Here is a 12,660-nt window from a genome sequence, read left to right as displayed (position 1 = left end):
CGCGCGGACGCCCTGGCGGGCCCAGCGACTGGCGGGCCTAGCGGCGCTGGCCGTCGTCGAAGTAGGCGCTCAGGCGGGGGTCGAGCGGGGGGATCCTCCGCGGGGTCCCTCCGTCGCGCAGTGACTCCGTCGCCCCGCATCCCGCGGCGACGGCCATCCGCGCGGCGACCGGTGAGGTGTCCGTCGTCCCGCCCTCGCGGACGAAGCGCAGGAACTCGTCGACCAGCAGCGGGTCCGCGCCGCCGTGCCCGCCCGGCTCCCGGACCTGCGCGACCGTGTGCGTGGCATCCGGCTCGGCCCGGTACGCCGAGCGCCGGGTGTTCCACACGCGCACCTCGCTCCCCGGACCGTCGCCGAAGTTCTCCAGCCGTCCGGCGTCACCGATGACCGTGTAGTTGCGCCAGTAGTCGGGGGTGAAGTGGCACTGCTGGTAGGCGGCGAGGACTCCGCTGCCCAGGCGGAGGTTGATCAGGGACACGTCCTCGACGTCGATCACCGGGTTCAGGTCGCGCTGCGTGTGCGGCGGCCAGTGGCCCGTCTCGGTGTACCAGTCCTGGGCCTTGGGTTCGCCCGGGGCGCGGCGGTGCGGGTTGTCGCCGTAGACCATGAGGTCGCCGAGGGCCTGCACGTCCTGGGCGTACGAGCCCGCCAGCCAGTGCAGTACGTCGATGTCGTGCGCGGCCTTCTGGAGCAGGAGGCCGTTGGTGTACCGGCGCTCGGCGTGCCAGTCCTTGAAGTACCAGTCGCCGCCGTAGCCGACGAAGTGGCGGATCCACACCGTCTTGACCTGTCCGACGGCGCCCTGCGCGATCAGTCGGCGCATCAGGCGGACCACCGGCATGTGGCGCATGTTGTGCCCCACGTAGAGGCGGGTGCCGGTCTCGTACGCGGTCCGCAGGATCCGGTCACAGTGCTCCACCGAGATGTCGAGGGGCTTTTCGACGAAGACGGGCTTGCCGGCTGCGAGCGCGGGGCAGGCCACCTCTGCGTGCGTGTGGTCCGGGGTCAGGACGAGCACGGCGTCCACATCGGGGGCGTCGACGACCTCGCGGTGGTCCGCGCAGGTCCGGGCGCCGGGGAAGGCGGTGGCGGCGAGCGCACGGGCCCGCGGGTCGGGGTCCGCGACGGCGGTCACGGCCGCACCGCGACCGGGGCGGTGGGCGACGCGGGCGAGGCTGCCGCGCAGGCCGTAGCCGAGGACTCCGATCCGTACGTCCCGCATCAACCGTCTCCCCCGACTCGGGTGCTCAGGACTTCCTGATGGCGGCCAGCACCTCCGCCGCGCCCTGTTCGAGAAGGTCCGCGGCCACCGAGGCCCCCACCTTCTCCGGAGCGTCCACGGGCCCCGCGCCCTCCGCGGTGACCTGGACGGCCCCGTCCAGCGAGGTGACGGCGGCGGACAGGTGCAGCCGGCCGTCGGAGCCGATGCGGCCCCAGGCTCCCACGGGGACCGAGCAGCCGCCGTGCAGTTCGGCGAGCAGGGCGCGCTCTGCCCGTACGCAGGCGTCCACTTCGGTGTCGCCCGTCGCGGCGAGCAGTCGGGCGGCCGGCGAATCGGCGCGGACCTGGATGCCCAGCGCCCCCTGACCCGGGGACGGAAGGAACACGGACGGGTCGAGGATCTGCCGCTGGTGCGCGGGGGGTGTCATGGCCAGCCGGTTCAGACCGGCGGCCGCGAGCACCACGGCATGCACGCCCGCGCGTCCGACGTGCTTGATCCGGGTCGGTACGTTGCCGCGGATCGGGACGACTTCCAGGTCGGGCCGCAGGTGCAGGAGCTGGGCGATCCGGCGGGGCGCGCCGGTGCCGACGACGGCCCCTCCGGGCAGTTCGTCCAGCGTGGCGCCGCACAGCACGTCCCGTACGTCCTGGCGCGGACCCGGGGTGGTCAGCAGCACCGTGCCGTCGGCGACGCGGGTGGGGAGGTCCTTCAAGGAGTGCACGATGATGTCGGCCGCGCCCGTCACCAGGGCGTGTTCCTGGTCGGAGGAGAACGCGGAACCGCCGGACGTCTTGGCGACCTCGGCGAGGGTGGAGGTGGTCCGGTCGCGGTCGCCGCCCTCGGTGATCAGCAGCCGTTTGAAGACCACCTCGGGGAACGCGGGCCGGATCTGCTCAAGCCACTCCCTGACCTGCTGCTTCGCGAGCGCGCTGGCCCGGGACCCGACGACGAACACATCACCCATGCCTGCCAACTCCTCGTACGGCGAAGGTCGTTGGTCAAGCCTAGTGGGCCGACAACCGTGCGGTTTCCGACAGTCTGTTGGGATCGGGGCGGTCTCGGGCGGGGTCGGGTCCCGCGGAGAACCCGGTCCGCGCCGTCCCCCGCGGGGCCGAAGTGACGCGGCAGGCCGGCCCTGGCACGCTGGGAACCGGGGACCGCGAACGGGCAGGCGGTGCCGGATGGCCACGGAACCCAGGGGTGGTGCAGGCGGCGACCGGGCCGGTCCGGATGCCGGGCGGGTGCCGGCGCTGTCGCGGACCGCGCAGGAGCTGCGGACCGGGACCGGTCCGTGGCCGTCGGCCGCGCGCCGGGCGGTACGCCTGACCCTCGCCGCGTGCACCGGCTTCTACGGCTTCCTGTACGGGCTGGACCGGCCGGTCAGTGCCACCTACGCGCTGTTCGCGGCCGTCTCGCTGGGCGGGCTGTCCCGGATCCCGGGCACCGGCCGGCAGCGGGCCGCCGTCATCGGCAGGGCGCTGCCCGCGGCCTGCCTCCTGGTGCTGGTCGGCACCTGGCTGGCGGTACGGGACTGGGCCGCCGTGGCGGGGATGCTGGTCATCGGTTTCTGTCTGGCCTTCTCGTCGGCGGCCGGGCCCCGAACGGCCGGCGCCGTCCCGGGACTCCAGCTGATGTACATCCTGCCGTGCTTCCCGCCGTACGCCCCGCAGACCCTGGGCGACCGGCTGGCGGGCACCGCCGCCGGTGCGCTGCTGCTGCTCGCCGCCGAGCGGTACCTGCTGCCCGACCCGCCGGTGCCGACGTACCGGGAGCGGACCGCCGGTGCCGCGGCGACGGCAGCCCGGCTCGCCGCCGCGCAGGCCTGTCTGCCGCACGTCGTCTCCGGGGCGCTCGCGGCGCAGTCCTCGGCGGCGGGAGAGGCGTTGCGGTCCTCGCGGGTGCCGGAGGCCGAGAGGCCGGCCGGGCCCGGGCTGCGCGAGCGCGCCCTGGCCCACGCCGGGCTGGCCGCCCGTACCCTGCTGCGCCGGCTGCGCGACCTGCCGCCGCCCCCGGCCGGGCGGTCCCCGGCGCCGCCCGGCCTGGAGCTCGTACGGGCGGTGCAGGCGACGGCAGACGCGGTGGCCCGGGCGCTGCGGGACGGCGGTCGCCCCGCCGGGGCGGAGGGGCTGCGGCGGCGGCGCGCCGACCTCGCGGAGGCGGTGCCCGTCCCGGTGGCGGGGGTCCGGCGGCGGCAGGCCCTGCTGCTGGAGGTCGCGGACGCGGCGCTGGCGTTGCGCACGGCGGCCGACATCACCGTGCGGGGCCGGACCGCGGTGGCGGAGGCCGAGGCGGAGGCGGACCACCCGACGGGCCGGTTCTGGTACGCGCGGCAGAGCGAGGCCGCGCTCTACTGGCACCGGCTCGCCGGGCATGCCGGCCCCCGGTCGGTCCACTTCCAGAACGCGGTGCGGATCAGTCTGGCGTTGGCGGCGGCCCGGACGGTGGCCGCGCTGGGCTCGCTGCCGCACGGCTTCTGGGCGATGCTGGCCGTCCTCAGCCTCACCCGGACCACCGCGGTGCAGACCCGGGCGGCGGTGCGCGCCGCGCTGACCGGGACCTGCCTGGGCGCGCTCGCGGCGGGCGGCATCCTCACCCTGGCGGGCACGGCGACGACCGTGTACGAGATCGTGCTGCCGCCGCTGATGCTGGCTGCGTTCTGCATCGGGCCGGTGCGCGGGGTGGGCTGGTCGCAGGCGTTGTTCACGCTGGTCATCGCGCTGGTGTTCGCGCAGCTGTCACCCGCCACGTGGCAGCTGGCCGAGGTGCGGTTCGTGGACGTTCTCATCGGCAGCTCGATCGGCTTCGTCTGCGGGCTGCTCGCCTGGCCGCGGGGCGCCCACGACGAGCTGGGAAGGGCCGCGGCCCGTCTGCTGGTGGAGTGCGGGGATCACGTGGAGGCGACCACGGACGGTGTCGCCCTGCGGGGCCCCGCCGCGCCGCCCGATGCCGGGCAGGACGCGTTCGAGGGCCGGGAGTGGCGGGTGCGGCATGCCCTGATCATGGCCGAAACGGCGTACGCGCAGTACCAGAGCGAGACCCAGCGGCCGCCCGGTCCAGGCCCGGACTGGCAGGCCGTGCTGATGACGGGGCACCACGTGCTGTGGGGCGCGCGGCGGGTCCTGGAAAGCCCCGACGGGGGGCCGCCGGGCGCGGAGGCGGCTGCGCTGGTACGGGAGTACGGGTCCGCCGTGGGGCGGGGGATGCGGCGGGCCGCCGTACGGCTCGCCCCGCCGAAGGGCGCCGCCGGCGGAGCCGACGCGCCCGCCCGGCCGCCGGACCCGCCGGGGCCGCCGTTCCCCGCAGCCGGCTTCGGCGCCGACGAGCCCCCGCTGTTCTTCACGGCGCTGGTCTGGCTCGACGCGCTGACCGCGGACCTGGAGCACGTGGCCGGACCACCGGTGCGGGTGCCGCATCCGTGAGAGGGCGAGCAGACGGCGCGAGGGCCGTACCGGCAGGGCCGCCGCCCACGGCTACACCGGCACGGCGATGCGCCCGTCGCGCAGTTCCACCACCTGGTCCGCGAGCTCCATCAGGGTCGGGTCGTGGGTGGCCACCAGGGCGGTGACTCCCTCGCTGCGCACCGCGGCGCGCAGCAGCTCCATGACGGAGCGGCCCGTTTCGGAGTCGAGCTGTCCGGTGGGCTCGTCCGCGATGATCAGGTCGGGTTCGTTGGCCAGCGCCCGGGCCACGGCGACGCGTTGCTGCTGGCCGCCGGAGAGTTCGCCGGGGAGCTGCTCGGCGTGGTCGGACAGGCCGACGAGGGCCAGCAGGGTGCGCACCCGCTCCTCGCGCCGCTTCGCCGGGACCTTCCGCATGCGCATCGGCACGCCGATGTTCTCGGCCGCCGTCAGCACGGGGAGCAGGCCGAAGGACTGGAAGACGAAACCGATCCGGTCGCGGCGCAGCGCGAGCCGTCCCCCCTCGTCCAGGGTCGCCAGGTCGGTGCCGTCGAGGCAGATGCTGCCGCTGGTCGGGGTGTCCAGTCCGCCGACGAGGTTGAGCAGGGTGGTCTTGCCGGAGCCCGACCGGCCCTTGAGGGCGGTGAGTTCACCGTGGCGGATCTCGAACGAGGCACCGCGCAGGGCGTGGACGGTCCGCTCCCCGGATCCGAAGGTGCGGTGCACGTCGCGCACGGCCACCATGGGCCCGGGCGTGGTGGTCTGTTCCTGCGTCATGGCCGGCTCCCCCGCGGTTCGGCGGTGGGCACGGGTGGTTGCACCCCGCCCGACCCCCCTGTCTTTCGATTACCTGCTGAATTTGCTCATCCGTCACATCCTTCGCGCAAGTCCCTTCCGCCTCGCGATCACTTCTGAAAACATCGTCCGCTATCCGGTGTTCGCGCACCGGACAGGGGGAGGGACACACCATGATCGGCTTCGTCGCAGGCCGACTGCGCGGGCGCCTGCCGCTCGCTGCAGCCGTGCTGCTCACGGTGCTCATCACGACGACCACGCTGACCGCGCTGCTCGCCTTCACCCGCGTGGTGTCGGACGCCGGACTCCGCCAGGCCTTGCGGGGCCCCGCGCACGCCAGGACCACCGTCGTGGTCACCGGCGAGCACGCGGCGGGGGCGCGCGCCAAGGACGACGAGGCCGTACGAACCTTCGCCCCCCGGCTGTTCGGTCGGCTTCCCGTCGCCGTCGAGAGCGTGGCGCGCAGTCGCTCGTACGGGCTGCCCGGCGCCCACGCCCCGGGCAAGGAAGCCGATCTCACTCTGCTCGCCGCCCTGGACCGCTCGCGCGCGCGGCTCCTGGCGGGCCGGTGGCCGCAGCCCCTGGCGGACCCCTCCGTCCCGATCCAGGTCGCCGCCCCGCAGGCCCTGCTGGCCCGGCTGGGACTCGGCGCCGGCGCGCTGCCCGCGGAGGTCCGGCTCGACGACCGCTACGGCGGGTCCCCGCTCACCGTGCAGGTGACCGGCGTCTACCGGGCGGCCGATCCCGACTCCCCGTACTGGCGGCTCGACCCGCTCGGCGGCCGTGAGGTCCAGGTGTCCGGCTTCACCACGTACGGGCCCCTGCTCACCGAAGACTCCGCGTTCACCGGCGGGACCCTGCCGCAGAACGGCCGGGCCGGTCTGCTGACCGCCGACTTCTCCGCCGCGGGGCCGGCCGACATCGAGGCCGTCCGCGCGGCGGCAGCCGGCCTGCGGACCGCCGCCCCGAACGCCGACGCCACCGCGGCCCCGCTGGGAGCCGCCGGAATCAAGGCGGTCACCGAACTGCCCGAGCTGCTCGGGGAACTGGAGTCGGCGCAGCGGGTCGCCCGGTCCACGCTGCTCGTCGGCGCCCTTCAGCTCGCCGTGCTGGCCGCGGCCGCGCTGCTGCTGGTCGCGTACCTCATGGCCGAGCGCAAGGAGGCCGAGCGGATCCTGCTCACCGCCCGGGGTGCCTCGCGCCGACGGCTGGGCCTGCTCACCGGTTTCGAGTCGCTGCTCCTGGCCCTGCCCGCCGCCGTCCTGGCCCCGCTGCTCACCCCTCCCCTGCTCCGGCTGCTCACCCGGTCCGGCCCGCTGGCGAAGGTGGCCCCGGACACCTCCGCGACCCCGTCGACCTGGCTGGTCGCCGGCTGCTGCGCCCTGGGCTGCGTCCTGCTGACCGCGCTGCCGGCCGTCCTGCGCGGGGCGGCCACCGCGGCGCTGCGCCGTACCGGAGCCCGGCAGGCCGTGGTGGCCGGCGCGGTCCGCTCCGGCGGGGACCTCGCGCTGGTGGCGCTCGCCGTCCTCGCCTACGCGCAGCTCGCCCGGTACGGCGCGGACGGCAGCCGGGCGGCCACCGGAGCCGGGCGGTCCGGGGTCGACCCGGTCCTCGTCGCCGCGCCCACCCTGGCCCTGTGTGCAGGCACCGCGCTCGTCCTGCGGGTGCTGCCCTTCGCCGCGCGGCTGGGCGGCCGGATGGCGGTGCGGGGCCGCGGACTGGGCCCCGCCCTGACGGGCTGGCAGCTGGCCCGCCGCCCCCGGCAGGCCACCGGCCCGGTACTGCTGCTGGTCCTCGCCGTCTCCAGCGGGGTCCTGGCCCTCGGCCAGCACCGTGCGTGGACCGGATCCCAGCGCGACCAGGCCGAGTTCGCCACCGCCGGAGGGCTGCGGTTCATCGGGGGCGATCTGTCCGCCCTGGGCCGCGGCGGCCGCTACGCCTCCCTGCCGGGCGGGGACAAGGTGATCCCGGTGGTCCGCTACGACCACGCGCTGCCGAGCGGCGGGGCGGCCACCGTCCTCGCCCTGGACGCCGCGGCCGTGGCCGAACGGGTGCCGCTGCGGGCCGATCTGCGGGACGGACGCAGCATGCGGGAGGTGTTCGGCCCGCTGACGGCGCCCGCACCCGGCACCGGGAGCCCCTCGGCTGCGGCGAACCACCCCGCCGGGCCCCCCGCGCCCACCGGTCTCGCCCTGCCCGCCCGAACGCAGCGGATCGACCTCGACGTGTCCGTCACGGCGCCCGTCGAGGCGGGCCGCCCGCGGCTGGGCCTCCTGCTGCGCGACCGGTTCGGGCTGACCTACCGGACGCCGCCCGCCCCGCTTCCGGTGAACGGCGAGGGCACTGCTTCGGTCGACATCGCCGAGCTGGCCGACGCTCCGATCGGATCCGCCGCGGCTCCGCTGGACATCGGCGGGATCGTCCTCTCCTTCACCGCCCCCGCCCCCCAGTACGGCGATGCGAAGAAGCCGCCGCCCGTCGACGCCGAGCTGGCGGTGCGCGGCATCGCGGTCGCGGAGGCTCCTGACGGCCGGGCCACTGCACTGCCCGCGCCCGTGCCCGCCTGGCACCTGGCGGGGGCGGAGAACGCCAAGAGCGGCGGGGAAGCCCGGCCGCCGGGCGAACTCCGGCCGCCGGAGGGAGCGTTGCTGCGGCTGCACTACCGGTCCTCCGACTACGGCGACCTCCAGGTCCCGGTGACCACGGGCGTCCTGCCCGCCGCCGAGACCCCGGCGCTCGCCACCCGCGCGTACCTCGCCGGCACCGGCTCGGCCGTCGGCGACGTGGTCTCCGTACCGCTGGGCTCCGACACCGTGCGGGTGCGGATCACCGGAGCCGTGGAATCCCTGCCCGTGGCCGGCGGGACCGCCCTGGCGGTCGACCTGCGGACCCTCGGGCACCGGCTGGCGGCCGACGGCGCGAAGGCGCTGCCCGCGCCCGCCGAGTGGTGGCTCCCGGCTGCCTCCGCCGGCGATCCGGCCCCCTCCCTGGCCGCCGCCGAGCTGCGCTCCGGGGCCGGAGGGACGCAGCAGGTCCGGTTGCGCGAGCAGGTGCTCGCCGGGCTGCTGGACGACCCGCTGAGCGCCGGACCGCAGGCCGCCCTGGCGGCCCTGGCGCTCGCCTGTGCGGTGCTGGCGGGGATCGGCTTCGCGGCTTCCGCCGCGGCCGACACCCGGGAGCGGGCCGGGGAGTTCGCCGTCCTGCTGGCCCTGGGTGCCCCGCGCCGGACCCTGGCCCGGACGGCCGCTGCCGGGAGCGGTGTGCTGGTGGTCCTCGCCACCGCCGTGGGGATCGGGCTGGGTGCGGCCATCGTGCACCTGACCGTGCCGCTGATGGTGCTGACGTCGGCCGGCCAACGCCCCGTACCCGGGGTCGTCGTGGATCTGCCGACCGGGGAAACGATGCTGCTGGCGGCGTACATTGCCGTGCTGCCCCTGCTGTCGGCCCTGTGGGGCGGCCGCCGCAACCGGAACGCCTCAAGCGCAGCCGCCCGGCTGCGGTCCGTGGAGGAGATGTGAGCAGCCCGTCCGCCGCGCCCCGGCGGTCGTCGCCACCGCGGCCACCGCGCACCCGCCCCGCCCCCTGGGTGCGGACGCGGCTGCGCACCGCGCCGCTGACCGCCCTGCTCGGGGCCGCGCTCGCCTTCGTGGCCGTCCTGCTGGGCGCGGGACTGCCCCGCGCCGCGGACCGGGGGGCGGATCAGGCCCTGCGCTCCTTCCTGGAGCACGAGGGGACGAGCGGTACGAGTCTGTTCGCCACCTCCAAGTCCCGCGAGACGGGCGGGAATGCGCAGGACCTGGACCGCATCCTGTCCGTCCTGCGGGCGTCCGCCGGCCACGGGTTCGCCCTGTCGGCGGACGGCGAGGTGCACGGCGCCCGGGCCGTGGGCGGCCGCTCCCTGGCCAACCCGGAACTGGCCCGGCCCGAGGGCGTGGACCCCGTGCTGAACTTGTTCCACCTGCGCGAGAGCGGCGCCCACACGCGGCTCGTCGCCGGACGGTGGCCCGGCGGTGGCCCTCCCGGCGGGCCGGTCCAGGTCGCCCTGTCGCAGAGCGTCGCCGACACCCTCGGGGCGAAGGTCGGCACGGTCCTGGAGGGCCGCTCCCCGGGCAACGACGACCCGGCCGGCGCCGAGGTCGTCGGCCTGTATGCCGTCAACGACCCGGGCGAGGCCTTCTGGACCGATCTGGGCTGCCTCGTCCGCGCCTGCCGGATCAGCACCAGGGGGTCCCTGCCGAAGGTGTTCTGGCAGGCCTACGCGCTCGTCGGCCCGCAGGCCCTCGACCGGCCGGCCTCCTGGGGCGAGCGCTCCGAGGACTTCTGGCGCCTTCCGGTGGACACCGGCACGCTGCGCGCCGACCGGCTGGCCGCCACCGAGAAGGAAATCTCCGCTTTCCTGGCCGGTCCGACCGCGACCGCGCTGGCCGTGCGGTCCGGGCGGCCGGACCTGCGCGTCGCCTCGGGCCTGCCCGAGCTGTTCACCGAGGCCCGGGCCCGCCGGCAGGCCGCGGCCCCGCTCGCGGCGATCGGGCCCGCCGGACTCGCCGGGGTGGCCCTGGTGGTGCTGTGCCTGGCCGCCGGGCTGACCGCTGACCGGCGGGAGGACGAGCTGCGGCTGCTGGCGGCCAGGGGCGGCTCCCGCGCCGGCATCGCAGGACGCCTCCTGGGGGAGGCGGCGGTCACCGTGCTGCCGGCCGCCGCGCTCGCCGCCTGGCTCGCCGCGCTGTTGCTGCCGACTCCCCGGTGGGCCCCCTCCCTGGTCTCGGCCGCATGCGTCGCGCTCGTGCTGCTGTCGGCCTTCCCCGTACGGGCCCTCCTCCTGCTGTCGCCTCCGCGTGCGCCCGCTCCGCGCCGGCGTCTGGTGGGCGAGCTGCTGGTCCTGGCGGCCACGGCCGCCGCCGTGTTCGAGGTGCGCAGCCGCGGCATCTCCCCCGCCGGACAGGATCCGGACCCGCTGCTGGTGGCGGCCCCGCTGCTGCTCGCGCTGTCCGGAGGCCTGCTGCTGGCGCGGCTCCTGCCGGTGCTCGTCGGGGCGCCGGCCCGCGCTGCGGGACGCAGGTCCGGCCTGGTCCTCTTCCTCGGCCTGGCCCGCGCGGCCCGGGGGTCGGCAGGGCGGGCGAGGCCTTCGGTGCTCCCGCTGATCGCGCTGCTGCTCGCCGTCACCACGGGCGGGTTCGGGGCCACCGTGCTGGCGGCCGTGGACACCGTACGGCTGCAGGCGGCGCGGGAGGGCGTGGGCGGCGACGCGCAGATCGCACCGCCCTCGGGGGTCCCCGTGGCGCAGTCGCTGGCCGAGGCGGCGGCGCGGCTGCCGGGGGTGCGGGCCTCGCTCACCGCATGGGTGGACGCCGACGGGTACGTCTTCGACACCGACCGGGGTTCCGTCAAGGCCACCGTCGTCGTCGCCGATCCGGTGGAGTACGCGGAGATCGCCCGCACCCTCGGGCGCGGGCGGTTCGATCCCGCGCTGCTCGACGGCGGTTCGCCCGAGTCCGTACCGGCCCTGTTCAGCAGGGACCTGCTCAAGCGGGCCACCGGCGGCGTGCACCGGGTGCGGTTCGCCGACGGCGAGGAACTGCGGGCGAAGGCCGTTGCCGTGGTCGACGGCACCCCGGCGCTGCCGGAGGGCAGGGCCTTCGTCGTCCTGCCCGCCGCGGCGGCCACCGCCCAGTACCCGAAGGCCTCCCGGCCCACGCACTGGTTCGCGGTCGGTGCGGTCGACGACGACCGGCTGCACGAGGTGGTACGCGCCCACGTCCCGGCGGCGGTCCTCGACACGTACCGCGTCCGCACCAGCGCGGGGGTGAACGCGGAGCTCGCGGGCGACCCCTTGCAGCGCTCGGCAGCCCGGCTGTTCGAGGCGTCCCTGGCGGGCGCCGCGGGCCTCGCGGTGTTGTCCGTGCTCCTCACCCTGGTCCGGGCGGCGCCCGACCGTGCGGCGCTGCTGGCCCGGCTCCGCACGATGGGCCTGCGCCGCCGGCAGGGCGTGGCGCTGATCCTGGCGGAGGCGCTGCCCCAGGGGGTCGCCGCCGCCCTCGGCGGCGGGCTGCTCGCAGCCGCTGCCGTCGCCCTGCTGGCTCCGGCGGTGGACCTGAGCACCCTGGTGGGCGCAGCGGTGCCCACCGGTCTGCGGGTGGCGGTGCGGCCGGTGCTCGGGCAGGCGCTGGGCCTGGCCGCGCTCGTGGCCCTGGCCGTGTGCGCCGAGGCCGTGACGTCCGGCCGCCGTCAGATCACCACCGAGTTGAGAGCGGGAGACCAGCGTTGAACAGCGAAGCGCCCACGTACGAGGAGCTGCGCCGCACGGCGTCGGCCGCAGCCGGGCCGCCGGGCCGCGACGAGGGCCGGGCCATCGTCTGCGACCGCCTGGTCCGGATCTTCACCACGGCCGGGGTCGAGGTGCAGGCTCTGCAGGGGCTCGAACTGACCGTCGCGCAGGGGGACCTGATCGCGCTGGTCGGTGCGTCGGGCAGCGGCAAGTCGACGCTGTTGAACATCCTGGCCGGCCTGGACGTGCCGACCGCCGGAAAGGCCGTGGTGGGCGGCTACGACCTGCTGGAGATGTCGGGGCGGGACCGGCTGCGCTATCGGCGCGAGACCGTGGGCTTCGTCTGGCAGCAGACGGCACGCAATCTGCTGCCGTTCCTGACGACTGCTCAGAACATCGCTCTGCCGCTGCAGTTGCGCGGCGGCGGGCGCAAGGCCGCTGCACGGAGGGCCGTGCGGGTGGCCGAGCTCCTCGATTCCCTGGACATCGGCGGGCTGGCTGACCGCCGCCCCGCCGAGCTGTCCGGCGGCCAGCAGCAGCGCGTGGCCATCGCGGTGGCCATGGCGAACAACCCCGCGGTGCTGCTGGCGGACGAGCCGACCGGCGAACTGGACTCCGAGACCGGAGCCGCCGTCTTCGAGGCCTTCCGGACCGTGAACCGGGAACTCGGCACGACCGTGGTGATCGTCACCCACGACCCGCTCGTGGCGGGCGAGGTCCGGCGTACGGTGGCGATCCGCGACGGCCGCACCAGCAGCGAGGTGCTGCGGCGGACGGTCACGGACGAACACGGGACGGAGTCGGTGAGCGAGCGCGAGTACGTCATGCTCGACCGCACCGGCCGCGTGCAGCTCCCGTACAAGTTCCTGCAGGCCCTGGGCATGGAGGACCGGGTGGCGGTCGATCTGGCCTCCGACCGCATCGAGGTCCGCCGCGACGACATGGAGGCGCCGTGAACGGGTGACCGGGGCGGATCGGAG

7 protein-coding genes are annotated in these 12,660 nt (G+C 76.1%); 4 read left to right on the top strand and 3 right to left on the bottom strand.

The window, feature by feature from the left end; all coding sequences use genetic code 11:
- Window positions 1–37 precede the first annotated feature (37 nt).
- Window positions 38–1,222: a Gfo/Idh/MocA family protein gene (locus AC0666_RS11935; RefSeq protein ID WP_478707527.1), complete on the bottom strand. Its 1,185-nt coding sequence runs from the start codon at window positions 1,220–1,222 to the stop codon at window positions 38–40.
- Window positions 1,223–1,247: 25 nt separating this feature from the next.
- Complete coding sequence (gene hemC, locus AC0666_RS11930) at window positions 1,248–2,186, bottom strand: hydroxymethylbilane synthase (protein WP_478707526.1); 939 nt, start codon at window positions 2,184–2,186, stop codon at window positions 1,248–1,250.
- Between the two features lie 217 nt (window positions 2,187–2,403).
- On the opposite strand from hemC, the gene AC0666_RS11925 reads away from it, so the two are divergent.
- The gene (locus tag AC0666_RS11925; protein WP_478707525.1) at window positions 2,404–4,641 is read left to right on the top strand and encodes an FUSC family protein; all 2,238 of its coding nucleotides are present in this window, start codon (window positions 2,404–2,406) and stop codon (window positions 4,639–4,641) included.
- Window positions 4,642–4,692: 51 nt separating this feature from the next.
- Here the strand turns inward: AC0666_RS11925 and AC0666_RS11920 are convergent, their stop codons facing one another.
- Window positions 4,693–5,397, bottom strand: a complete 705-nt coding sequence (locus AC0666_RS11920; RefSeq protein WP_468963832.1) for an ABC transporter ATP-binding protein — start codon at window positions 5,395–5,397, stop codon at window positions 4,693–4,695.
- A 191-nt stretch (window positions 5,398–5,588) separates the two neighbouring features.
- Between AC0666_RS11920 and AC0666_RS11915 the strand changes: the two genes are divergently transcribed.
- From AC0666_RS11915 to AC0666_RS11905, 3 genes are read left to right on the top strand one after another with little or no spacing between them, the layout of a single operon-like run.
- Complete coding sequence (locus tag AC0666_RS11915) at window positions 5,589–8,933, top strand: FtsX-like permease family protein (RefSeq protein ID WP_478707524.1); 3,345 nt, start codon at window positions 5,589–5,591, stop codon at window positions 8,931–8,933.
- The gene (locus tag AC0666_RS11910; RefSeq protein ID WP_478707523.1) at window positions 8,930–11,680 is read left to right on the top strand and encodes a hypothetical protein; all 2,751 of its coding nucleotides are present in this window, start codon (window positions 8,930–8,932) and stop codon (window positions 11,678–11,680) included. The genes AC0666_RS11915 and AC0666_RS11910 overlap by 4 nt, the downstream gene beginning before the upstream one ends.
- The gene (locus tag AC0666_RS11905; protein ID WP_468963829.1) at window positions 11,677–12,636 is read left to right on the top strand and encodes an ABC transporter ATP-binding protein; all 960 of its coding nucleotides are present in this window, start codon (window positions 11,677–11,679) and stop codon (window positions 12,634–12,636) included. Before AC0666_RS11910 ends, AC0666_RS11905 begins: the two co-directional genes overlap by 4 nt.
- Window positions 12,637–12,660: the final 24 nt, after the last annotated feature.

This window comes from Streptomyces sp. NPDC043680, assembly GCF_056436685.1.
The sequence above is the reverse complement of the archived record's forward strand: the minus strand, read 5'-3'. Positions and strand labels throughout refer to the sequence as shown.

Bases quoted from the DNA above. Each gene is read 5' to 3' on its own strand.
- AC0666_RS11935 (WP_478707527.1), bottom strand. From the start codon at position 1,222: ATGCGGGACGTACGGATCGGAGTCCTCGGCTACGGCCTGCGCGGCAGC.
- hemC (WP_478707526.1), bottom strand. From the start codon at position 2,186: ATGGGTGATGTGTTCGTCGTCGGGTCCCGGGCCAGCGCGCTCGCGAAG.
- AC0666_RS11925 (WP_478707525.1), top strand. From the start codon at position 2,404: ATGGCCACGGAACCCAGGGGTGGTGCAGGCGGCGACCGGGCCGGTCCG.
- AC0666_RS11920 (WP_468963832.1), bottom strand. From the start codon at position 5,397: ATGACGCAGGAACAGACCACCACGCCCGGGCCCATGGTGGCCGTGCGC.
- AC0666_RS11915 (WP_478707524.1), top strand. From the start codon at position 5,589: ATGATCGGCTTCGTCGCAGGCCGACTGCGCGGGCGCCTGCCGCTCGCT.